Annotated in this window: 18 protein-coding genes; 7 read left to right on the plus strand and 11 right to left on the minus strand. The window is 73.5% G+C overall.

Going from position 1 to position 21,477, the window contains the following annotated elements; genetic code table 11:
* Positions 1 to 2: 2 nt before the first annotated feature.
* The 8 genes from ACFVSN_RS11775 to ACFVSN_RS11810 all read right to left on the minus strand — a co-directional run bounded on the left by ACFVSN_RS11775 (position 3) and on the right by ACFVSN_RS11810 (position 8,618).
* Positions 3 to 503: a flavin reductase family protein gene (locus ACFVSN_RS11775; protein ID WP_387598859.1), complete on the minus strand. Its 501-nt coding sequence runs from the start codon at positions 501 to 503 to the stop codon at positions 3 to 5.
* Positions 500 to 1,585, minus strand: coding sequence for an alpha/beta hydrolase (locus ACFVSN_RS11780; RefSeq protein WP_380447676.1), 1,086 nt, complete (start codon positions 1,583 to 1,585; stop codon positions 500 to 502). The genes ACFVSN_RS11775 and ACFVSN_RS11780 overlap by 4 nt, the downstream gene beginning before the upstream one ends.
* On the minus strand, positions 1,582 to 2,355 hold the full coding sequence (locus tag ACFVSN_RS11785) for a 2-oxo acid dehydrogenase subunit E2 (protein ID WP_380447678.1): 774 nt from the start codon (positions 2,353 to 2,355) through the stop codon (positions 1,582 to 1,584). Before ACFVSN_RS11785 ends, ACFVSN_RS11780 begins: the two co-directional genes overlap by 4 nt.
* A complete protein-coding gene (locus tag ACFVSN_RS11790; protein WP_359973398.1) occupies positions 2,352 to 2,579 on the minus strand; it encodes an acyl carrier protein in 228 nt (75 codons plus the stop codon). The genes ACFVSN_RS11785 and ACFVSN_RS11790 overlap by 4 nt, the downstream gene beginning before the upstream one ends.
* Positions 2,576 to 4,444, minus strand: coding sequence for an HAD-IIIC family phosphatase (locus tag ACFVSN_RS11795; protein WP_387954718.1), 1,869 nt, complete (start codon positions 4,442 to 4,444; stop codon positions 2,576 to 2,578). Before ACFVSN_RS11795 ends, ACFVSN_RS11790 begins: the two co-directional genes overlap by 4 nt.
* 4 nt (positions 4,445 to 4,448) lie before the next feature.
* Positions 4,449 to 5,483, minus strand: coding sequence for a 3-oxoacyl-ACP synthase III family protein (locus ACFVSN_RS11800; RefSeq protein ID WP_387598870.1), 1,035 nt, complete (start codon positions 5,481 to 5,483; stop codon positions 4,449 to 4,451).
* A gap of 34 nt (positions 5,484 to 5,517) precedes the next feature.
* On the minus strand, positions 5,518 to 5,922 hold the full coding sequence (locus ACFVSN_RS11805) for a hypothetical protein (protein ID WP_380447684.1): 405 nt from the start codon (positions 5,920 to 5,922) through the stop codon (positions 5,518 to 5,520).
* Between the two features lie 80 nt (positions 5,923 to 6,002).
* A complete protein-coding gene (locus tag ACFVSN_RS11810; protein ID WP_387954720.1) occupies positions 6,003 to 8,618 on the minus strand; it encodes a DUF6531 domain-containing protein in 2,616 nt (871 codons plus the stop codon).
* Between the two features lie 282 nt (positions 8,619 to 8,900).
* Here ACFVSN_RS11810 and ACFVSN_RS11815 point away from each other — a divergent pair, with 282 nt between their 5' ends.
* Positions 8,901 to 11,624: an AAA family ATPase gene (locus ACFVSN_RS11815; RefSeq protein ID WP_380447688.1), complete on the plus strand. Its 2,724-nt coding sequence runs from the start codon at positions 8,901 to 8,903 to the stop codon at positions 11,622 to 11,624.
* A 61-nt stretch (positions 11,625 to 11,685) separates the two neighbouring features.
* On the opposite strand, the gene ACFVSN_RS11820 is transcribed toward ACFVSN_RS11815, so the two are convergent.
* Complete coding sequence (locus ACFVSN_RS11820; protein WP_380447690.1) at positions 11,686 to 12,402, minus strand: BTAD domain-containing putative transcriptional regulator; 717 nt, start codon at positions 12,400 to 12,402, stop codon at positions 11,686 to 11,688.
* A 394-nt stretch (positions 12,403 to 12,796) separates the two neighbouring features.
* Between ACFVSN_RS11820 and ACFVSN_RS11825 the strand changes: the two genes are divergently transcribed.
* The 6 genes from ACFVSN_RS11825 (at position 12,797) to ACFVSN_RS11850 (ending at position 19,428) form a co-directional block, all read left to right on the plus strand.
* On the plus strand, positions 12,797 to 13,978 hold the full coding sequence (locus tag ACFVSN_RS11825; RefSeq protein WP_387954722.1) for an MFS transporter: 1,182 nt from the start codon (positions 12,797 to 12,799) through the stop codon (positions 13,976 to 13,978).
* Entirely contained in the window at positions 13,965 to 15,164 is a 1,200-nt protein-coding gene (locus ACFVSN_RS11830; RefSeq protein ID WP_387955273.1) for an acyltransferase family protein, read from the plus strand. Before ACFVSN_RS11825 ends, ACFVSN_RS11830 begins: the two co-directional genes overlap by 14 nt.
* The gene (locus ACFVSN_RS11835; protein WP_387954724.1) at positions 15,161 to 16,396 is read left to right on the plus strand and encodes an acyltransferase family protein; all 1,236 of its coding nucleotides are present in this window, start codon (positions 15,161 to 15,163) and stop codon (positions 16,394 to 16,396) included. Before ACFVSN_RS11830 ends, ACFVSN_RS11835 begins: the two co-directional genes overlap by 4 nt.
* 199 nt (positions 16,397 to 16,595) lie before the next feature.
* The gene (locus ACFVSN_RS11840; protein ID WP_387954726.1) at positions 16,596 to 17,438 is read left to right on the plus strand and encodes a patatin-like phospholipase family protein; all 843 of its coding nucleotides are present in this window, start codon (positions 16,596 to 16,598) and stop codon (positions 17,436 to 17,438) included.
* Positions 17,435 to 18,616, plus strand: a complete 1,182-nt coding sequence (locus tag ACFVSN_RS11845) for an acyltransferase family protein (RefSeq protein WP_387954728.1) — start codon at positions 17,435 to 17,437, stop codon at positions 18,614 to 18,616. The genes ACFVSN_RS11840 and ACFVSN_RS11845 overlap by 4 nt, the downstream gene beginning before the upstream one ends.
* Entirely contained in the window at positions 18,613 to 19,428 is an 816-nt protein-coding gene (locus tag ACFVSN_RS11850; RefSeq protein WP_387954730.1) for an alpha/beta fold hydrolase, read from the plus strand. The genes ACFVSN_RS11845 and ACFVSN_RS11850 overlap by 4 nt, the downstream gene beginning before the upstream one ends.
* A gap of 163 nt (positions 19,429 to 19,591) precedes the next feature.
* Here the strand turns inward: ACFVSN_RS11850 and ACFVSN_RS11855 are convergent, their stop codons facing one another.
* The gene (locus ACFVSN_RS11855) at positions 19,592 to 20,275 is read right to left on the minus strand and encodes a response regulator (RefSeq protein ID WP_387954732.1); all 684 of its coding nucleotides are present in this window, start codon (positions 20,273 to 20,275) and stop codon (positions 19,592 to 19,594) included.
* Complete coding sequence (locus ACFVSN_RS11860) at positions 20,272 to 21,468, minus strand: sensor histidine kinase (RefSeq protein ID WP_387954734.1); 1,197 nt, start codon at positions 21,466 to 21,468, stop codon at positions 20,272 to 20,274. The genes ACFVSN_RS11855 and ACFVSN_RS11860 overlap by 4 nt, the downstream gene beginning before the upstream one ends.
* Between the last annotated feature and the right edge of the window lie 9 nt (positions 21,469 to 21,477).

Raw genomic sequence — 21,477 nt, forward strand, 5'->3', positions numbered from 1 at the left:
CCTCAGCGGTCGAGCCGCTGGTACGACCCGCGGAAGAACAGCAGCGGATCGCCGTCGGCGAGCGCGTCGAGCCGGAGCACCCGGGCGACCACGATCACGTGGTCGCCGGCGGGATGCTCCGCCTCGACCGCGCACTCCAGCCACGCCAGCGCACCGTCGAGGATCGGTGCGCCGCCCGGCGAGGAAGTCCACGGCAGGCCCTGGAACTTGTCCGTCCCGCTCGCCGCGAGACGGTTCGCCGCCTCGGCCTGCTGCGCCCCGAGGATGCTGATGCCGAGCGGCTCCGCGGACCGGATGAGCGGCCAGCTGGCGCTGGTGTGGGCGACGCAGAAGGAGACCAGCGCCGGTTCCAGCGACACCGAGCAGAAGGAGTTCGCGACCAGCCCGGCGCGGTGGCCGGTGGCAGGGTCGGCCGAGGTCACCGCGACCACGCCGGTCGCGAACCGGCCGAGCACGTTGCGCAGGCACCGGGTGCCGCCGTCGAGGTCGATCGTCGTGTTCACGGCCGCCGCCCCTTCCCGTACCGCAGCCGGGCGAAGTCCCGGGTCAGCGCGACGCGCTGGTCGCCCAGGCCGCCGCGCATGCGCAGCACCGACAGCAGGGTCCACAGCCGGGTCTGCGCGAAGTGGCCCGGTGAGCCGTGCACGTCGTCGTGGGCGAGCAGCCGCACACCGCGCACGTGTTCCCGCAGCAGCCGGGCGTCGGCGGGCGGGATGATCTCGTCCCGCAGGCTGGTGACGTGGGCCACCGGGATGCGCAGTGCGCCCAGTTCGCCGGGCGTCAGCGCCCAGTCGCGGATCACCCCGTACACCTCGTCGGGCTTGGTGCCGATCAGGTGCGCCAGGGTGTCGGTGGTGACGCGCGGCACCGTCCGCTGCCAGGCGGTGTCGGTGAAGAAGTCGTGTACCGGGGCGCCCGCGCCCACCACCCCTCTGATCCGGGAGTCGTGCAGGGCGGCCCGCAGGGCGCCGTGGCCGCTGAAGCTCAGCGCCAGCGCGTACGTCCGTGAGGTGTCCGCCCGGTCCCCCACGGCGTCCAGCACGGCGGGGAGCATCCGCCAGCTGTCGGCGCGGTAGGGCAGGGTGTTCTCGCCCACGCCCGGCATCTCGGTGACCACGCCGGCGAACCCGAGGGCGCCGAGCTGGAGCAGCACCGGCGCCCACTGCTCCTTGACGGACACGATGCCGCCGGTCATCACCAGCAGCGGCTTGGGGTCCGCGGCGTCGAGCCCGGCGCTCCAGCAGCGGATCCGGCCCTCGGGCAGCTCGACGTCCAGCCGCTGCACGGCGGGGAAGTCGGCGCGCCACCGGTCGAACGTGTCGGTGCAACGGCTCAGGGCCTCCCGGCGCGCCGAACCGTCCACGTACGGGAACCGGGCCATGTTGTAGTGCACGCAGGCTTCGAGCAGCTTCCCTTCGGCCTCCAGCCGGGCCGCGTCGGTGCTCCACTCGTGGACCCAGGACCCGGGCCCGCCGTTCCCGTCGTGCCGGACGCGGTCCAGCAGCGGGTCGTAGTGCTCGGGTGGCAGGCCCTGCGAACGGGTGTGCGCGACCACGAAGTTCTTCAGCTCGGTGATGTCGTTCATACGCTCTCCAGCGACTCCTTGACCTCGGTCAGTACGTCCGCGGCCTCGGCCCCGTCGATCACGCGGTGGTCGAAGGCCAGGCTGAGCCGCAGCACCGGCGCCACGGTGACCCGGCCGTCGCGGACCACCGGCCGGTCCAGGATCCGGCCGACGCCGAAGGTGGTGGTCGTGCCGCCCACCGAATGGAAGGAGTCGACCGCGCGGTGTCCCAGCGAGGTCACCGCGAACGTCCCGGTGAGGTGGGGGCGCAGCGCGAGCGAACCCGCCGCCTCGCGGAAGCGCTCGCGTCCCTCGGCCCACGGCGCCCGGTGCAGCTGCCGCACGCCCTCGAAGTCCGGCAGCTGCTCGGCGTCGCCGTCCCGCACCCGGACGAGGTGCTCCTGGATGTCGTCGAGTTCGGCCTCGTGGAGGTTCGGTACGACGGTGCCGAGCACCACCCGCCGGCCGTCGAGGGTCCGGTCGAGGGTCAGTTTGCCGTTGACGAACGGGTAGTGCGCGATGCGCAGCCGCTGCGGTCCGCCCTCCACGGCCGCGTTGGCGTCCGGGTGCCCGGCCAGGACCCGGCCGGCCGCGCGCAGCACGTAGGCCGTGGTGGAGTACCGCACGCCCGTGCTGTCGAGGGCCGCGGCGCGGTGGGCCAGCACCCGGCCCATGTCCACCTCGGTGTCCAGGAAGACCGGCGCGAAGTCGCGGATCACTTCGAGGAAGAACAGGGTGTGCCGGCGCTGGCGCGGCAGCGGCTCGCCGACCTCGGTCTCTTCGGCGGTCACGACTCCACCGCCAGCCGGTAGACTGCCTCCAGGCTGGGCGCCTCCAGCACCTCGGACAGCCGCAGCGAGCGGCCGGTCTCGCGCTCCAGGAGCGTGCACAGCGCCAGCAGGTGCACCGAGTCCCACTCCTCGACGGTGTCCAGGTCCCGGCCGAGGTCCTCGGCCGAGACGGGCAGGGCGAGTTCGTCGCGCAGGAGCGTGACGAAGTCGTCGATGGTCCTCACGGGGTGTCCCCTTCGAAGTTCGCGGTCAGTCGGATGTGCCCGACGGGCTCGGGCAGCGGCTCCAGCGGGTGCCGGAAGGCGGCCGAGTCGTCGTCGACCGTGACGGTCTCGAAGCCGGCCCGCGGATAGAAGTCGGCGACGTTGCCGTTCTTCGCGGTGCGGCGGTAGTCGGCGCGCACCTCGGTGGCGCCGCTGCCGCGCGCGTGGCGCAGCACGGCGCCGAGCACGGCCTGTTCGATGCCGCGGCTGAACACCCGGCAGCTGAGCAGGAAGTTCTCGATGTGCAGGACGTCCGCGTCCCGCCGCAGCAGGACGGCGCCCACCAGTCCGTTGTCGCCGAAGCGGTCGGCGGAGGCGATGGTGAGCACCTGCGCGGCCGGGTCCTCGGCCATCGCCCGCACCTGTGCGGGCTGCAGCCGCCGCGTGGTGAGGTTGAACTGGTTGGTGCGCAGGGTGATCTGGGAGACCCGGGCGAACCGGTCGGCCGTCGCGGGGCCGAGGGCCACCGAGATGTCCAGCTCCCGCAGGTAGCCGTCGAGCGAGTCGAAGGTCGACAGGAAGTCCTGCCGGGCCCGGTCCTCGCGATAGCGGGCGGGCCGCGCCAGGTCCTCGTCGGTGAGCCGGCGCGCGTCGAACCAGCCGTCGTGCAGCAGCCGCGTCACGTGGGTCGCCGGGTCGCCGTCGACCCGGACCACGGCGACGGTGGGCAGCTCCCGCTCGACCAGGCCGCACTCGAAGGCGCTGTCGTCGACGAAGACGAAGCTGTCCACGGAGAGGTTGAGGGCGAGGGCCAGTTCGCGGAGGTTCTCGGGCTTGGGCCGCCAGTCGGCCCGGATCTGCACGAAGTCCTCCTCGCGCAGGACCAGGTCGGGGTGTTCGCGCAGGGTCCGTTCCACCGGTTCGCGGTCGTTCTTGCTCACCGCGGCCAGCAGGACGCCCTGCGCGCTCAGCTGGCGGGCCACCCGCTGGAAGCGGGCGAACGCCTCACCCCGGTAGCCGCCGGCCGTCTCGATGCCCTCGGGGCCGACCTCGCCGAGCACCCCGCCCCACACGGTGTCGTCCAGGTCCAGCGCGAGGACCTTCTTCACGCCACCCGACGCCTGCCGGGCGAGGTGGCCGACCTCCCGCGCGTACGCGGCGAGCAGGGCGTCGGACAGGTGTGCCTTCGCGTACACGCTCTGCCGGACGTCCCGGGCGGCGACACCCTCGGCGAGCAGCGGGTCGAGGTCCACGGTGACGACCTCGGGGTGGGCCTCGGACAGGCGCAGCAGCCGGGCGTTGGCCTCCCGCCAGAGCACCCCGAGCCCGGCCCGGGCCCGGAGGTCGACCAGCTGGCCCGTCAACTCGCGCGGCAGCGGGAGGGTGTTGAGGACGAGCGTGGCCCCCTCGGTGGTGCCGGCGAAGACCCGCGCGGCCCGCTCGACCAGGGCGAGCTTCTCCTCCAGCACCCGCGCCACGTCCTCGACCCGCCACGGCGACGGCAGTTCGTCCACCACCGTCGCGGGGTCGAGCACGCACAGTGCGAAGGAGGGGCGGGCCGCGTAGAGGCCGCTCGACGGGTCGACGAGGTCGAAGACCCAGCCGTCGAAGTCGGACAGCCGGGTCCGGGCCAGCAGGCCGTGCCGGGCGAACTGCGCGGTGAGCGCGGGCAGCAGCGCGTTGAGCGTGCCGTGACCGGTGACGGCGACGACCGGCGCGGGGGTGCCGGGGTGCGCGGCGAGCACCGCGTCGGGGTCGGTCCTCGCCAGCACCCGGCCGGCGCGGACCAGTTCGTCGTCCGTCAGGCCGGCGAGCAGCCGCCGGACCTCCGGGTAGCGGTCGGGCAGGCTGCCCTCCCGGTGCAGCTCCGCCAGTGCGTCGGTCACGGCGTCAGTTCCCTTCCAGGGCGAAGCCCGCCTTGAGCCACTTGCTGGATTCGATGGAGATGCCGACGGCCCGTCGTCCGGGGCCGAGCGGCCCGGCGAGGGCGCGCTCCAACTGGAGGAAGACGATGGCGTTGCCGCAGTTGCCCGCGTCGTCCACGCAGGAGACGTCCTGCGCGCGGGGGAGTCCGAGCCGCCCGCTGATGAGCTTGGTCATCCGGCCGGAGAGCTGGGGCGGCAGCAGCAGGTCGACCTCGTCGCCGCGCCAGCCGAGGCCGGTCAGCAACTCGTCCAGCACCTCGCCGGTCATCGTCGGCACGTGTTCCTCGATCGCCTTGTAGTCCTCGGTCGCGGCGGGCCGGTCGTTGTGGCGGTCGGCCGGGCCGAACCACTCGAGGACGGCCCCGGGCGGACGGCCCAGGCCGACGAGCCGGGTGAACAGGGCCCGCACCGCCGCCGAGCCCGGGGCCGGGTCGGTCGACAGGACCGCCGCACCGGCCGCGTCCCCGAAGAGCACGAAGTTCACCAGCTCGGCCGGGGCCGCCTTGCGCAGGTCCGTTTCGAGGTCGTAGAAGCGGGCGATCACGTCACCGCCCAGCACCAGCACGGTGCGCCCGCTGCCGCTCAGCAGGATCTGCCGCGCGACGTCCAGCGCCTGCACCGCTCCCGAACAGCCGGACTGCAGCTGGAAGCTGCGCACGCCGTCGATGCCGAGCCGGTCGGCCACGACGTTGACGGTGGCCGGCATCAGCTGGTCGGGGGTGGCCGTGGCCAGCACCACCGCGTCGACGTCGCCCGGGCCGAGGCCGGCGGCGGCCAGCGCGCGGCGCCCCGCCTCCTCGGCGAGCGAGGCCAGGGTGCGGGTCTGCTTCCCGGTCTCCAGGTCCAGCGCCAGGTGGCGGGCCCGGGTGCCGATGAACGCGTCGACCCACTGCTCCCACAGCGGGTCCATGCCGAACCGCCGGGCCAGCGTGGCGTTGTCCAGGGCGGGCCCGGGAAGGGCTGCTGCGGCGGACAGGATGTGTACGTCCCGGCCGGTCATGTGTGGTCTCCCGTCGGTTGCCGGCGTGTTGGCGTCAGTCGGACAGCAGGATCCGGGCCTCGGCCGAGGCCCGGACACCCGTCATCCGCCACTTGCGGAACCCGGTCAGGCCCTCGTAGCGGCCGCCGGTGCCGACAGCCGGGTAGAAGACCCACTCGCTGGTGCGGACGTCGTTGAAGTCGGCCCAGCCCTCGGCGTGGACGGTGCCGTCCTCGAATGTGAGGTCCTCGCTGTAGTACGTCATCAGACCGCCGTCACCGGGGCGCGCGTACTCGATCCGGAAGGAGCCGTGGGAGGTGCCGATGAGCTTGCCCGACTCGTCGAAGAGTTCGTCGTCGAAGGTGCCGGTCTGGCCCACCTGCGGGTCCGAGACCTCGACGTCGTCGACGACCTTGACCACGATTTCCCGGGGAACCCGGAGGACGATCTGCTCGGCCATGTGTCCGTTCCTTTTCAGTGCGGTGGAGGGGGTGGATCGGGGGTGCGGCACGCGCGCGGTGCCCGCGCGGTCCGGGTGGGTCAGTACGCCGCGAACCGCGCCGGCGGCGCCCCGGTGATCAGCGGGGGGACGTCGGGGGTGGCGCCGGGACCGGTGAGATCGGTCAGCAGCCGGTCGGCCGGTGCCGCCGGTGCCGGCCGGGGGAAGAACGACCCGGCGGCCGGCTCGAACGGACGCACCAGCACCGCCCGGAAGTCGTGCCTGGTCCAGGTGCCGCTGTTCACCGGGTCGTTGTCGGAGAACGTGTACGGCGCGTACTGCCGCCCGGTCGGGTCGGGCTGGGTGAAGCGGCCCCAGAACCCGTTGTAGAGGTGGTGGTCGAGGACGTGGGCGCTGCGCAGCAGCTGGTACGCGCCGCGGTAGCGGAAGGGGTTGGCGGCGGCGGCCTCCCCGGTCGCCGTCACCGCGCCGTGCGGCGTGTAGCGGTAGCGGGCGGCGAGCCGGCCCTCCTCGTCCAGCAGCGCGAGCACCGAGCCCTGCTGGTCGGTGACGGCCCAGTAGTGGCGGCCGTCGGCGGTGAGCACGGCGAGCAGCGCACCGTCGGGGGTGCGGACGAAGTCGGTCGGGACCCCGTCGTCGGTGGCACGGGCGATCCCGAGCGGGGTGTGGGTCAGGACGTGGGTGACGGTGTGTCCGTCCACGGTCGTCTCGGTGATCCGCCGCGGCAGCTCCTGACCGAGTCCGTCGTACCGGATGTCCACCACCTGCTGCCCGCCGAACACGCCGGTCAGGGTCTGGTTGGTGGCGCTGTAGGTGAAGGAGCCGGTGGGGTTGGTCTCCTCGGTGAAGTTGCCGGCGCCGTCGTACGCGAAGCCGGTCTCGCCCAGCAGGACCACCTGGCCCGCCGTGTTGAGGGTGAAGCGGGTGCCGCCGAGGCGGACCAGGTGGTGCGCGCCGTCGTACTCGAACTCGGTGTCCCCGGCCCGCACCAGGCGCTTGAGGCCGTCGTAGGCGAAGGTGACGGTCTCGCCGTCGACGGTCGTGGAGAGCAGGACGTCGCCGTCCGAACCGTCGGCGGTTCCGTAGCGGTACTCCGCGCCGACCAGGAGGTCCCCGGCGGGTCCGCGGACCGTCAGGGCGGTCCGGCGCCCGGCGTCGTCGTAGCCGATCTCCTGGCGGCCCGCACCGAAGTCCACGGCGGTGAGGCGGCCCGCGGCGTCGTGGGTGAGGCGGGCGGTGCGTCCGGCGGGGGTGGTGACCGCGACGGGCCGTCCGGCCGGGTCGTAGTCGTAGCGCGTCGTGCCGCCGGCGGTGGTCAGCGTGGTCAGCGCGCCCTCGGCGTCGTGACCGGCCCGCACCTCCTCGGTGTCCGCGCCCTCGGTGCGCACGGCCGAGGCGAGCCGCCCGCCCGCCGCGGTCCGGACCCAGCGGAACTCGTAGGACCAGTCGGGGGAGGACTTGCGGACCACGCGGCCGAAGGCGTCGTGGGCCAGGGTGAGCAGGACCCGGCCGGACTCCTCGTCGGTGACCTCGGCGAGCCGGCCGGTCGGGTCGTGCCGGTAGCCGGTGCGCCGGCCGGCGCCGTCGGTGACCCCGACGACCCTGGACAGCCGGTCGTGGCGGTAGGACGTCCGCCCGAGCGGCGCGGGCGGCGTGACGTCGGTCAGATTGCCCTGCCCGTCGTAACCGAAGGTGGTGGTCCGGCCGTTGCCGTCGGTGAACGCGGTCGGCCGGCCGTGCACCGGATGGTTGACGCGGGTGTCCAGGTCGGCCGCGCGGCCGGGGGCGTGGCTGCGGACCAGGTGCCCCGACGCGTCGTACTCCAGGAGCAGTTCGTTGCCGGCCGGGTCGCGCAGGGCGGTGGCGAGCCCGGGGTGCGCGGCGTCGTCGTAGGCGATGGTGGAGCGGGCGGAGGTGGGCAGCCGCAGGGCGACCGGGCGGCCCGCCGCGTCGTGCTCGAACGCGGTCGTGGCGCCGGTGGCGTCGACGACCGCCGTCGGACGGCCGTCCGCGTCCCACTCCCGTCGGGTGACGTGCCCGAGCGGATCGGTGACCGAGGTCGGCCGTCCCTGGTCGTCGAACTCGTAGGTGGTCGGCAGGCCGGTGGCGCCGGTGACGACGGTGCGCCCAGGAGAGCGGGCGAACCCGGTGCGGACCTGGCCGTCCGGGCCGTCCCAGGCCACCTCCAGGACGGCGTTCCGGTCGTCGTACCCGAGCCGGACCGTCTCCCCGCCGGCCGTGACCGACAGCAGCCGGCCCCGGTCGTCCCAGCCGTAGGCCGTGACGGGGCCGTCGGCACCCGTCTGGCGGGCCATCCGGCCGGAGGCGTCGTACGCGAAGGCCGCCGCCTGGCCGCCGGCCGGGTCCACGACCTTGGCGACCATGCCGTCGCCGTCCCGGTGCAGGGTGACCGTGCGGCCCAGGCCGTCGGTCACCGTCACGGGATCGCCGGAGGCGTCGACCTCGAACCCGGGGCCCGCGCAGAGCAACCAGCCGGGGCCGAACCCGTCGGCGGCGGCCGAGGCGCGGCGGTGCTCGCGCAGGAGCCGCAGGTGGCGTCCGGACCCGGCGAGCACCAGGTCGATCTGACGGAACGTCGGCTCGCCCGTGGCGAGGTCGACCACCAGCTCGGCCAGGTCGCCGAGCGGCAGGCGCCACACTGCGCGGTGGTCGGGGAAGTCCCGGAGTTCGAGCACGGATGGGCTCCTCGGTCTGCGGGTCGTCGGTCGGACGGGCGCCAGACTCGCCCGGTCGTCTAAAGCTCGGCTAAGTCCGCGTGACGTGCACGTGGGGCCGTCCGGGCTCGGGAGGAGCCCCGGTGCGGTAGCCGTCGTGCCATTTGTGAACTAACTGGGGAGGTTCTTTCCGGGGCCGGTTGGCATGGATCGGACTCTTAGGCTGGTTGTGGTTGTTGGTGATCCGTTCGCGTTCTTCATCGTCGGAGCCACACCGTCGCTTACGGGGGAAGGGATTTCGGGATGACCACTACCGTCATGACAACGCCGCCCGCTCGGGCGGCCGTTCGTACCACCGAACTCGGCCGACTGCTCGACCACGTCCGGACGATCCGTGAACGGCGGTCCACGATCGTCGAATTGGCCGGGGATCCGGGCAGCGGGAAGACCTGGCTGCTGACCGCGCTGGCGCAGGAGGCGCGGGGCCGGGGCCTTGCGGTGCTCCGGGGATGGTGCTCCGAGGCCGACGCCCGGATGCCGTTCCAGCCGTTCGTCGACGCGCTGGCCACCTGGCGGGGCGGGGCCGGGCCGGTCGAGTCGAGGGCCCGGGCGCTGACCGGCGCGTCGACCGCCTCGTCCGAGGAGGCCGGGAACGCCGACTTCACCTCCCGCGGCCGCCTCCTGACCGAAGCGCGCCGACTGATCGCGGACTGCCTCGCCGCCGCGCCCGAAGGACTGGTGCTGATCGTCGACGACTTCCACTGGGCCGACCCCGGCTCGGCCGCGCTGCTGAACATGCTCGTCCGCTGGCCCATGGACGGCGGCATGGCGCTCGTGGTCGCGCACCGGCCGCGGCAGGCCCCGGTCGCCGTGCGCTCCATCCTGCGGCACGGCACCGAACTCGGCACCGTCGAGACGATCGAGCTCGCCCCGCTGACCTTCGCCCAGAGCGCCGAACTGCTCGGTCCCGCCAGGCGCCCGGCCGAGGTCGCCGACCTGCACGAGCGCAGCGCGGGGAACCCGCTGTACCTGACGGCACTGGCCGACGCCGCCTCCCCGGCGGACGGCGGCTGCGAGGACTGGGCGCGCAACGGCCTGGGCACCCGGCTGCTGGCCGAGACCGAGGCCCTCGACGGAGCGGCCCGCGCGGCCCTGCAGGCGGCGGCGGTGCTCGGGGACGCGTCCGGCATGAGCGCGGTCGCCGAGGTCGCCGAGATCGGCGAGGACGAGGCCTGCCGGGTCCTCGGGGAACTGCAGGGGCGAGACCTGCTCCGCGCCACCGGGCCGGACCTGGTGACCCTGCGCCACCCGCTGCTCGGCCGCTGCCTGAACGCCGCCATGGACGCGTGCTGGCGGGCCGGCGCCCACCGGCGCGCACTGGCCCGGCTCACTCGACTCGACGCCCCGGCCACCGAACTCGCCCCGCACATCGAGCGGTCGGGTTCGCTGGCCCGCGCCTCGGACGCCCGGGTGCTCGCCTCCGCCGCGCGCACCGCCCTGCACCTCGGCGAGCCCTCGCGGGCCGCCCACTGGCTGACCGCCGCGATGCGCCTGCCGCGGCCGGCCGACGAGTCGCCGGACGCCTCGCCGGTGCGACCGGAGCTGTGGCGGGCCGTGGTCCGGGCGCTCGCGGCGCAGGGGGACGCCGAGCGGATCAGGTCACTGGCCGGCGCGATCCTGTCCGGGCCGGTCCGGCGCCTGGCCGCCGGACCGCGCTCCGCCGAGGTCGCCTTCCTGACGACCGTCCTGGCCTCGCTCGGCCAGGACGAGGCGGTGCAGACCCTCCTGATCGTCGAACTCTCCACCGCGGACCAGGCGGACCCGGCCGTCGGCGTACTGCTCCGTGAGCAGCAGCACCTGGCGAAGGTCCTGGCGGGCAAGCTGCCCGCCCGTCCCGACATCGAGGCGCTGGTGCGCGAGGTGCAGCGGACGGACGGGGTGTCGCCGGCCGGAGCACTGGTGCTGAGCGGCCTGTGCGCGGTCCTGGAGGGCGACGTGTGCGCCGCGAAGCAGGCGTTCGACGCCGGGTCCCGGGTGCTCGACACCACCGCGAACGGCGGCCGGCCGAACCACCGGCAGGCCGTCCACCTGCTCGTCCTCGGCTGGGCGGAGGCGCTGATGGGCCGTTACGGCACCGCGCACGCCCACATCGACCGGGCGCTGACGGCCGTCCGGGAGCGCGGCGACGTCCACCTGACGCTGCCGCTGCTCGCCACCCTGGGGTACGTCAACTACCAGTCCGGCCGGATGGCGGACGCCCTGGACGCCGCCGAGGAGGGGCGTGTCATGGCCCTCACCCTCGGGCGCCTCGACCACGCCGCGCTGCTGGACGCGACCATCGCGGCCGCCTCCGCTCAGCTCGGCCGCGGCTCGTTCCTCGTCGCCAGCGGCGTGCTGAGCAAGGCCCCCAGGACCCCCCTCAACGCCCTGCTGCGGGCGGAGGCCGCCCTGGTCTCCGGCGACGCCGAGTCGGCGCTGGCGCTCCTGCTGCCCGAACGCGAGGCGTGGCGGGTGGCCGAACCGGTCGGGGTGCTGGCCGCCCGCGGGTACGAACTGCTCGCTGCGGCGGCACTGCGGACCGGGATGGACGAGGCGAGCATCGAGCAGTGGGCCGACCACGCCGCGGACGCCGCCGCCGTGGTCGGCATCGCCGAGCAGAGCGGGCACGCGCTGCTGGCCAGCGGCCACGTCCTGATGAGCAGGCACCAGCCCGTCGAGGCCGCGCAGCGCTACCAGGAGGCGCAGGAGCTCCTCGGCGCCGAGAGCTCCGCCGGCGTCCGGGCCAGGGAACTGGCCCGGGCCGCGCTGCGCACCGCCGACCGCGGGCCGGAGGGGGCGCTCGCCGAACTCACCATCCGCGAACGGGAGGTGGCGGACCTCGCCGGCCAGGGGCTGAAGACGAAGGACATCGCGGAGCAGCTGCGGGTCAGCCCGCGCACCGTCGACGTCCATCTGACCCGCATCTACAGCAAGTTGGGGATCGCCTCCCGGGTGGCCCTGGTCCGGCTGATGACGCTGGCCGGCTGACCCGGGTGGGTGGTGGTGACGGGACGGGCGCCCCGCCGCCACCACCCGCCCGGAGGCCGGATCAGCTCGCCAGCGGAAGGTCCAGGAGCTGGTCGGAGGTCAGGATCGCCTGGTGCAGCCGGCGCAGTGAGCGGCACGGCTCCAGCCCGAGCTCGGACCTGAGCACCTGCTGGGCCGAGCGGTACACCTGCAGGGCCTCCGCCTGCCGGTCGGCCCGGTAGAGCACGAGCATCAGCTGGCGGTAGAAGGACTCGCGCAACGGGTACTGCGCGATCAGGGTGTTGAGCAGCCCGGTCACTTCCCGGTGGCGGCCGAGTGCGGTCCGGGCCTCGATCGACAGCTCCAGGCACTCCAGCCGTTCCTCCTCCACCCAGGCGGCGAAGGAAGCCAGTACCGGCCCCTCCGCGCCGCCGTCCAGCACCGGCCCCCGGACGAGCGACAGCGCGCGTTCGAAGTCGTCGAGCGCCGCCTCGTACTCCCCGGCGTGCTGCCACGCGCGACCGCTGCGCATCGCCGTCTGGAATTCGGCCACGTCGTACTGGGCGCCGTCCAGTCGCAGGAGGTACCCGGACGGCTTGGTGGTGATCGCGGCCCCTTCGGTGTCCCCGGCGGCGGCGAGGAACTTGCGCAGCTGGGAGAGGTACACGTGGACCGCGGCCGACGCGCGCCGCGGCGGACCGGAGCCCCACAGCTCCTGGATCAACTGCTCCTTCGTGGTGATCCGGCCGGCCCCCACGAGCAGGGTGGCCAGGGTCAGCTCCATCTTCGGCGCGCTCATGGAAAAGCTCGTCGTACCGTCGGACACGCGGAGCGGCCCGAGCAGTTCATAGCGCATCGATACCTCGCAAACGGTGGGAATGGGGAGCCCTCGTTTCTCCTCGCCCCCAACTCTCCGGTCGACACACGTGTTCGCACATCAGGGAAACTGCGTACGTAAGGTCGATTGGCCGATAGTCGACGCCCCGGGCCTGCCGACCCGGCCCGGATCACGGCCGTAGTCTGCCGCGTCTTCCTTCCCTTCGCACGGTCATCCCGCACAGTCCCCGCATGCCGCCGGCTGACTGGACGGTGCGTATTCACTGCAAGCTCGGCGCCGCCTCCGCAGGAATCTGTCTTGTATATTGGCAGCTCGGTTTCTATAGTCTCCTCATGGCTCCTGAGAGGACTCCCACGTGACCCGCAGAACCGTTCCGCTGGTGGCAGGCATCTGCTGCATCGGCACCTCCGAGCTGCTGCCCGGCGGGATGCTGTCCCAGGTCGGGGCTGCGTTGCGCGTCGACGTGACGACGGCGGGGCTGCTCGTGACCGTCTACGCCGCGACCGTCGCGATCGCCGGGCCTGTCGTCGCCGTGCTCACGGCGGGGGTCTCGAAGGTGCGGCTGGCCACCTGGCTGCTCGCGGTGTTCGCCCTCGGCAACGTCGTCATCGCGACCGCCGCCGACTTCTCCCTGGTGCTGCTGGGGCGGGTGGTGACCGCGAGCGTCCATGGTGCGTACCTCGCCACCGCGATCGTGCTGACGCAGCGCCTGCTACCGGTGGAGCGCTCCAGCAAGGCCGTCACGGCCATCCAGTTCGGGGTGAACCTGGCCACCGTGCTCGGCATCCCGGCCGGGGCCGCGCTGGCCCAGATCGGCGGCTGGCGCACACCGTTCGCGGTGATCTCGGTGGTCGCCGCGGTCGCCACGTGGGGCGTGCACAAGGCGACCGCCCACCTGGACATCGGCACTCCGGAGCCGGACGCCCGGCAGGAGATCTCGGCGCTGCTGAATCTCGACGTCGCGCTGACCGTCGGCGCCACCGCGCTGTTCTCGGCGGCGATGTTCACGATCATCACCTACTTCGAGCCGAGCGCCGTCGCGGCCGGCTACGCCGAGGCGGCCGTCCCCGTGCTGCTGGTGGCCTACGGCGTCGCGAGCATCTTCGGCAACTCGATCGGCGGCCGGCTCGCGGGCCGGGGCCGCGGGCCGGCGCTGCTCACGGCGGCCGCGTTCATCGCCGGCTGCGCGGCCTTCCAGCCGCTCCAGCGCAGCACCCTCACGTTCCCCATCGGCGGGGTGCTCTTCGCCCTCGCCACCTTCTCGCTCATCCCGATCCTGCAGAGCGACGTCCTGGACCTCGCCGCGGCCGCCCCGAGCCTGTCCCTGGCGACCAACATGTCGGCCTTCGGCGTCGGCGCGGCCCTGGGCTCGTTCGCCGGCGGCCGGGTCATCACCCACTTCCACGACGTGCACGACGTACCACTGGCCGCCGTCGGCCTCGCCGTGGGCGGCTTCGTCCTCTACGGGCTGCGGCACGTGCGACCGGCCCCTTCCCCAGTCGACCGCATCAAGGAGGCGTCCCATTTCCAGGCCTAGCCACGACCACCGCGCCCCGCTGCCGTCCCTGACGGGTCTGCGCTTCATAGCGGCCGCGCCCGTCTTCTTCTTCCACCTCTCGCTCACGTTCATCCCGATGAACCCGTTCAGAGACCAGAACTGGGCCGAGACCTACAAAACGATCTTCTGGAAGGCCGGCTGGGTCGGCGTGTCCTTCTTCTTCGTCCTCAGCGGGTTCCTGCTGATGTGGCGGAGCTCCGACAGCCGCGGCTACCTGCACTTCTTCCGCAAGCGCGTGGTCAAGCTGTTCCCGTCCCACGTCGTGACCTGGGCGCTCGCCATGGTCCTCTTCGCGGGGGCGGCCGCCACCAGCCCCTGGGACTACCTGCCGAACCTGTTCCTCGTGAACTCCTGGTTCCCGGTCCACAACATCTTCCTCGCCGTCAACGTCCCCAGCTGGTCGCTCTGCTGCGAGCTGATGTTCTACGTGCTGTTCCCGCTGATCGCGCCGCTGGTGCGCCGCATACCCCGCGAGCGGCTGACGCTCGCCCTGGCCGGCTGCGTCGCCTGGACCTTCCTGATCGCCGCCGTCGCCACCGTGCTGCCCAACTCGCCGCACACCGACGGCATGCCGATCTCCACCGTCCAGTTCTGGTTCGGCTACAACTTCCCGCTGCCCCGGCTCGCCGAGTTCCTCTCCGGCATGCTGCTGGCCCGCGTGATCGCCGAGGGCCGGCTGCCGGTGATCCGGCCGGCCGTCGCGTGGGGCGCGCTGCTCGTCGGCTACGTCGTCGCCGAAGTGGTGCCGTTCACCTTCTCGTTCATCCCGTTCACGTTCGTGCCGCTGCTGCTGATCGTCGCCTCCGCCGTCCGCCGCGACCTCGACGGGCACCGCACCTGGACGGCCACGCGCACGATGGTGTGGCTGGGCGAGGTGTCGTTCGGCTTCTACATGACGCAGCACGTGCTGATGTACACGCTGCGCACCAAGATCCAGCACGGCGCCCACTACGCGCCGCTGCCCGCGATCGCCCTGATCCTCGGCACCTTCGCGGCGACGATCCTCGCGGGCTGGCTGCTGTACCGGCTGGTCGAGCTGCCGACCATGAAGTACTGGGCCACGGCCCGGCCGAAGGCCACGGTCCCGACGGAGCCCGCGCCCGGGGCACCGGCCGTGCCGGCGCAGCGGGCCGGGGCCGAGGCCGAGGCGGGGGTGTCCTCGTGAGCACCGCCCGGCCGGTCGGTACCGCCCAGCCGGTCGGCACGGGCCGCGGTGGCAACCTGCCCGGACTGTCGCTGGCCCGGCTGCCCGCCTCCTTCTTCATCCTCACCTCGCACGTGGTCGGCGTCGGCCTCTTCGCCGACCAGGTGCTCCAGTCGCACGTGTACGGGGCCCTGAGCAAGGTCGGCTACACGTCGGTGTCGTTCTTCATCGTGCTCAGCGGCTTCGTGCTGACCTGGACCTCGCGCGGCACGTCGCTGGACTGGCGGCGGTTCATGTCCCGGCGCGTGGTCAAGGTGATCCCCGTCCACCTGGTCGCCTGGGTGATCTGCGCGGCCCTCTTCGCCGCGACGGCGTTCCCGCTCGGCACCGTCCTGGCCAACCTGTTCCTCGTGCAGGCGTGGGTGCCGGACCACACCGTGTACTTCGCGGTGAACAACCCGGCCTGGACGCTGTCCGTGGAGATCTGCTTCTACCTGGTCTTCCCGTTCCTGTACCGGGGGCTGGTCCAGCGCTCCACCAAGGCCCTGCGCATCCTGACGGTCGTGCTCACCGCGGTGGTCGTCGCGCTGCCGTTCGTCCTGTCGCTGCTCCCCGACGGCGCCACGTTCCAGAGCCCCGGGATGAACTACCACGGCGTGCCCGAGGACATCTCGGAGTGGAAGTTCTGGCTGGTCTACGTCTGCCCGGCCGCGCGCATGGTCGAGTCCGTCCTCGGCATGCTGATCGCCCTGCTGCTCAAGCGCGGCGCCTGGCCCCGGATCCCGCGCTGGACCGCCCTGGTGGTGCTGGCACCGGAGGTCTACGTGGCGACGGAGCACGCGCACTTCATCTTCGCCACCAGCGCGGTCGGCATCACCGGCATCGTGCTGCTGATCGGCGCCGTCGGCGCCGGCGACCTGCGCCGCCCGGCGGACCGGCCCGCGCCCGCGGTCGCCCGCTTCGGCCGCTTCACCTTCGGCGTCTACATGTACCAGTGGCCGCTGCTGTGGATGTGGTACCTGCACCGCTCGGGCCACGGCTACAGCGGGGTCGAGGCGCCGATCGTGTACGCCGGGATCGTGGCGCTGACCATCGCCGCCACCTACCTGTCGTACCAGCTCGTCGAGAAACCCCTCGACCAGCGCTGGCGTCGCCGCAACGCGAGCCCGCGCCAGGCCCCCACCGGCGCGCCCGCCCCCATCGGCGTCCCCACGGACACCGCGGCGCCCGCCGAACCCGTGCACGCGCGCTGAGCGCCGTGCCCGCGACCGTCCCGCCATCCCCCGGCCGGGACGAGGCCGGCCACCGGACCCGCCCCGAGGGCACGGTGGCCGGCCCCCACAGCCCCTACCGCCCCCACGACCCCCACGGCCCCGACCGCTCCCACGACCCCCCACGACCCTCACCACCACATCGCACCGGGCACCACCCCGTACCAACAGGAGGAAGTTCATGTCGCAGGAATCGACCGCCGTGGTCCTCGGCGGCGGCGGACTCGCCGGCATCGGCTGGACCATCGGCGTCCTGGCCGCGCTGGAGGAGGCCGGGGCGCTCCGGCTCGACGCCGTCGGCCACGTGGTCGGCACGTCGGCCGGCGCCGCCGTCGCCGCCGCCGTGCTGCACTCCGGCGCCGCCGCCGAGTTCGACCGCACGGTCCGCAAGTCCCGCCGCAACGCCGAACTCGCCCCGGCCGTCTCCCTCGCCGAGATCCTGCCGGACGTCCTCGCCGTCCACGGCGCCGACGAGTCCCTGGCCGTCAAGACCGAGCGGCTCGCCGCGCTGTCCCGCGAGCGCTCCGGCACCGACCCGGCCCGCCGCCGCGCGGCCATCGCCGGCCGCCTCCAGCGGGACGCCTGGCCCGAGGCCCGGCTCTCGGTCACCGCCGTGCGCGCCGACGGCGAGCCCGCCGTCTTCACCGCGGACTCGGGCGTCGGCCTGGTGGACGCGCTCACCGCCAGCTGCGCCGTGCCGGGCCTGTGGCCGGTGGCCACGATCGACGGCGCGGACTACGTCGACGGCGGCATCTACTCCCTCACCAACGCCGAACTCGCCGCCCACGCCGACCGCGTGCTCGTCCTGCGCCCGCAGCCCGAGCTGCCCGGCTACGTGACGCCGGAGCGCCGGAAGGTGCTGGACCGGGCCGTCGTCCTGGAGCCGTCCGAGCGCGCGCGGGCCGGCTTCGGCGCCGACCCGTTCGACCCCGACGTGCGCGGCGTGGCCGCCGTGCTCGGGTACGAGGACGGTCTCGCGGCGGTGGCGGCGGTGTCGGCCCTGACCTCCCCGGCCGGGGAATGAGCACGGTGAACAGCGCCGGCAGACTGGCGCCGGCGCCGGCGGCGGTCCCCGCACCCAGCGGGCCGCCGCCAGCGGCGGCCGGGCGGCGCACCCCCCGCCTCGACTCGCTGACCGGACTGCGCTTCTTCGCCGCGCTGTCGGTCTTCGTGTGCCACTCCTCGTACCTGGCGCTGCCGACCTTCGCCGACCACCACACCAACGTCGTCTTCCACGAGGTCTCCAACCAGTTCGGCGGCCTAGGCGTGGCGTTCTTCTTCGTCCTCAGCGGCTTCGTGCTCACGTGGTCGTCCCGCACGGGCGACCGCCTGGGGGCCTTCTACCGCCGCCGGTTCGTCAAGATCCTGCCGCTGTACTACGCGGCCGGCGTGGCGGCGGTGGCGGTGTTCTGGGGCACCGGCACGCAACTCTCCGACGTGCTGCGCTACGCGACGCTCACCCAGGTGTGGGTGCCGAACCCGAAGCACAACTTCACCGTCCTGCCCCCGGGCTGGTCGCTCGCGGTGGAGGCGGTGTTCTACCTGGTGTTCCCGTTCGTGATCGCCCGGTTCCGCACCGTCCGCTCCGGCACCTCCTGGGCCGGGCTGGCCGTGTGCGTGGCCGGCGCCGTCCTGATGCCGGTGCTCGCCTACACGCTGCCGTCAGGGAACATCAAGCTGATCAGCGAGCCGAGCGTGACGGGCTTCCAGCTGTGGTTCGCCTACGTGTTCCCGCTGGGGCGTCTCTTCGACTTCTTCGCGGGCATGTTCGCCGCCCAGCTGGTGGCCTCCGGCCGCTTCCCGCGGATCAGCCTGCCGTGGGTGCTGGTGTCGTTCGTCCCGGCCTACGCCGTCGCCACCTACAGCCCGGTGCTGTTCGGCTGGCGGGCGCCGCTGATCGTCCCGTGCGTGCTGCTCATCGTGGCGGCCGCCCAGCGGGACGTCGCCGGCCGCCCGGGCGTCCTGGCCTCCCGGCCCCTGCTGGCGCTCGGCAACGCGTCGTTCGCGTTCTACCTGTGCCACTACCTGGTGCTCTACACGCTGAACATCAAGGTGCTGCACGGGCCGTTCGGCTCGGGGGCGATGGTCGCCGTCTACCTGGCGTCGGCGCTGGCCGTCTCCCTCGTGATCGCCGGACTGCTGTACCGGTACGTGGAGATGCCGCTCGTGCGGCGGTTCGGCAAGCGGAAGGGAGAGAGGTGACGGACCTCCAGTCGCCGGTGTCGAGCGCGCTGCTCGGCACCGGCCGCACCGAGTACCTGAGCGCCGGGACGGGCGCCGGGCTCGCCCTCGCCCACGGGGCGGGCGGCGACGTCGAGTTGAACTTCGGGCCGCTGATCCGGCGCCTCGCCGGGCGCCGCCACCTCGTCGGCACCCGCTACCCGGGCACCGGCGCGTCGGACCCGTCCGGCGACCTCGACGTGTTCGCACTGGCGGACTCCCTGGTCGCCGCCCTGGTCCGCGAGGGCCACGAGCGGTTCCCGGTGGTCGGCTCGTCCTTCGGCAGCGCCGTCGCCCTCGCCACCGCGCTGCGCCACCCGGAGCGGGTCACCGGCCTGGTGCTCACGGTCGGCTTCAGCGAGCCGGACGCGCAGCTGCGCACGGTCGCCGCGGTGTGGGAGGCCCTGGCCGCGGCCGGGGACCCGTCCGTGCTGGGCGCCTACCTGATCGGCCTGCTGACGCACCCCCGGCTCCTCGCGGAGCTCGGCGCGGAGGAGCACGGCGCACAGGCCGCCGCCGTCGGGGCGGGGCTGCCCGCGGGCGGGCTGCTCCAGATCACCGCCGCCACCCGGGTCGACCTGACCGGCCACCTGGGCGAGATCGCCGTGCCCACGCTCGTCGTTGTCGCGGGCGCCGACCGCGTCGTCCTCCCGGCCACCAGCCGGCTGCTGGGGGAGCGGATCCCGGGGGCGACGGTCGTCGAGTACCCGGGCGCGGGCCACGCCTTCACCGAGGACGAGGGCCGGCTGTGGGCGCGGGACGTCGAGCGCTTCCTCGACGAACACGCCGTCTGACCGGCCCGGTCGCCTCGCACCCCCGTTTGCTGTTGGTTGTTCCGGTGCCGCTTCGGCGCTCGCCGAAGCGGCACCGGAAGCCTTTCGGCCGGCTCGCCTGCCGTGCAGGTCAGGGTTCGTTCCGCGGCCCGCGGCCGAGCGTGACCGGCCCGGTCGCGGGCCCCTACCGTCTACGCGGCACGAGTCCGGTTTCGAAGGCGATGATCGCCAGGTGGACGCGGTCCCGGGCCACGAGCTTGGCGAACAGACGCGCGACATGGGTCTTCGCGGTCGCCGCGCTGATCACCAGCCGCTCGGCTATCTCGGTGTTCGACAGTCCCTGTCCGACCAGTGCCAGCACCTCGCGCTCCCGGTCGGTGATCCCCGCGATGGGACTCGGGTCCGGGGCGGGCCCGGCGTCCGGTTCGGGGGTCGCGGGGCCGGACGTTGCGGCGAAGTCCGCGATCAGCCGTCGGGTCACGCTCGGCGCGATCAGCGCGTCGCCCGCGGCCACCACGCGGATCGCTTCCAGGATCGCGTCCAGGGCCATGCTCTTGAGCAGGAATCCGCTGGCCCCGGCGCGCAGTGCGCCGTAGACGTACTCGTCGTCGTCGAAGGTCGTCAGCACCAGGACCTTGGGCGGGTCCGGCTCGGCGGTCGCCTGCCTGGTCGCCTCGATCCCGTCCATGCCCGGCATCCGGATGTCCATCACCACGACGTCCGGCCGCAGTTCACGCGCCAGGCGCACCGCCTCGCGGCCGTCGCCGGCCTCGCCGACCACCTCCAGGTCGTCGGTGTCGCCGATCAGGATCCCGAGCCCGACCAGCATCAGCGGCTGGTCGTCGACCAGCAGCACCCGCACGCTCATGCCGGGAGCCTCGCCGTCACCCGGAACCCGCCCTCCGGACGCCGGCCGGCGCTGAACTGGCCGGACAGCAACGTCACCCGCTCGCGCATGCCGAGCAGGCCGAAGCCGCTCCCGCCGGCCGCGGAGAGCCTCGGCCGGCCGGGCCCGCCGCGAGCGTCGTCCCCGTCGTCCACCACCTCGATCGTCACCCCTTCCGGCTCGTAACCGACCGCGACCCGGCACGTCCGCGCCCTGGAATGCCGCACCACGTTCGTCACCGACTCCTGGATGATCCGGAACGCCGACAGTTCGATCTCCGGCGGCAGTGGACGCCGCTCGCCCCGCCAGGTCACCTGAACCCGCACCCCGGCGCCGGCCGTGCGTTCGGCGAGCTGCGGGACGTCGGCCAGGCTGCCGGCCGGCGCCAGCGGAGCGGCCTGCGGCATGGCGTCGTCGGGCTCGGCGCGGCGGAGCGCCCCGAGCATGCGCTGCAGCTCCAGCAGCGTCTCCCGGCCGGTGGTCTCGATGCCGGCCAGCGCCTGCCGCGTCTGCTCGGGCTTGGTCTCCACGACCCGCGCCGCCGCTCCCGACAGCACCGTGATGATCCCGATGCTGTGCGCGACGCTGTCGTGCAGCTCGCGGGCGATCCGCAGCCGCTCGGCCATGACGACGCGGGCCGCGGTCTGCTCCTGCAGGGCTTCGAGGTACTCACGGCGTTTGCGGTACACCCCGCCGAAGACCCACGCGACCGCGAACCACAACGCGAACCCCCCGGCCCACTGGGACGCGTCGCCGAGGGACTGCTCGCGGCCGTGGAGGTCGTTGAAGAACGCGGCCACGACGCTCGCGACGGAGCCGACGGCGGCAGCCTTCGGCCGCCGGACGGCGAGGTACCCGCCCAAGCCGACGAGCAGGACGAACACGATCGAGGGCCGCGCGCCGAAGGCGTCGCCGAGGACCGCTTCGCCCAGGACCACCGTGAAGACCGCCGCCGGCAGACGGCGCACGAGCAGAACCGGCAGGGCGAGCAGGAGCCAGAGACCGATCTTCTGGAAGCCCCCGAGGTCGGGGAACCGGAACAGGCCGTGCTCAGGGGCCGGCATCGTCAAGGGGAGCATCAGCGCATACAAGCCGGCGGTGGCCAGCACCACGGCCTGCGACATCAGCCAGGTCACGCGCTTCGATGTCGAGAGACGCTGGAGAAGCTCTTCCATGCGGAGATC

Source organism: Kitasatospora sp. NPDC057904, from assembly GCF_042887925.1.
Lineage (GTDB): Bacteria > Actinomycetota > Actinomycetes > Streptomycetales > Streptomycetaceae > Kitasatospora.

Coding starts and splice junctions, on each gene's coding strand:
- ACFVSN_RS11800 (WP_387598870.1), bottom strand. CDS start 5,483: ATGACCGGCCGGGACGTACACATCCTGTCCGCCGCAGCAGCCCTTCCC.
- ACFVSN_RS11840 (WP_387954726.1), top strand. CDS start 16,596: ATGTCGCAGGAATCGACCGCCGTGGTCCTCGGCGGCGGCGGACTCGCC.
- ACFVSN_RS11815 (WP_380447688.1), top strand. CDS start 8,901: ATGACCACTACCGTCATGACAACGCCGCCCGCTCGGGCGGCCGTTCGT.
- ACFVSN_RS11845 (WP_387954728.1), top strand. CDS start 17,435: ATGAGCACGGTGAACAGCGCCGGCAGACTGGCGCCGGCGCCGGCGGCG.
- ACFVSN_RS11855 (WP_387954732.1), bottom strand. CDS start 20,275: ATGAGCGTGCGGGTGCTGCTGGTCGACGACCAGCCGCTGATGCTGGTC.
- ACFVSN_RS11805 (WP_380447684.1), bottom strand. CDS start 5,922: ATGGCCGAGCAGATCGTCCTCCGGGTTCCCCGGGAAATCGTGGTCAAG.
- ACFVSN_RS11820 (WP_380447690.1), bottom strand. CDS start 12,402: ATGAGCGCGCCGAAGATGGAGCTGACCCTGGCCACCCTGCTCGTGGGG.
- ACFVSN_RS11860 (WP_387954734.1), bottom strand. CDS start 21,468: ATGGAAGAGCTTCTCCAGCGTCTCTCGACATCGAAGCGCGTGACCTGG.
- ACFVSN_RS11780 (WP_380447676.1), bottom strand. CDS start 1,585: ATGAACGACATCACCGAGCTGAAGAACTTCGTGGTCGCGCACACCCGT.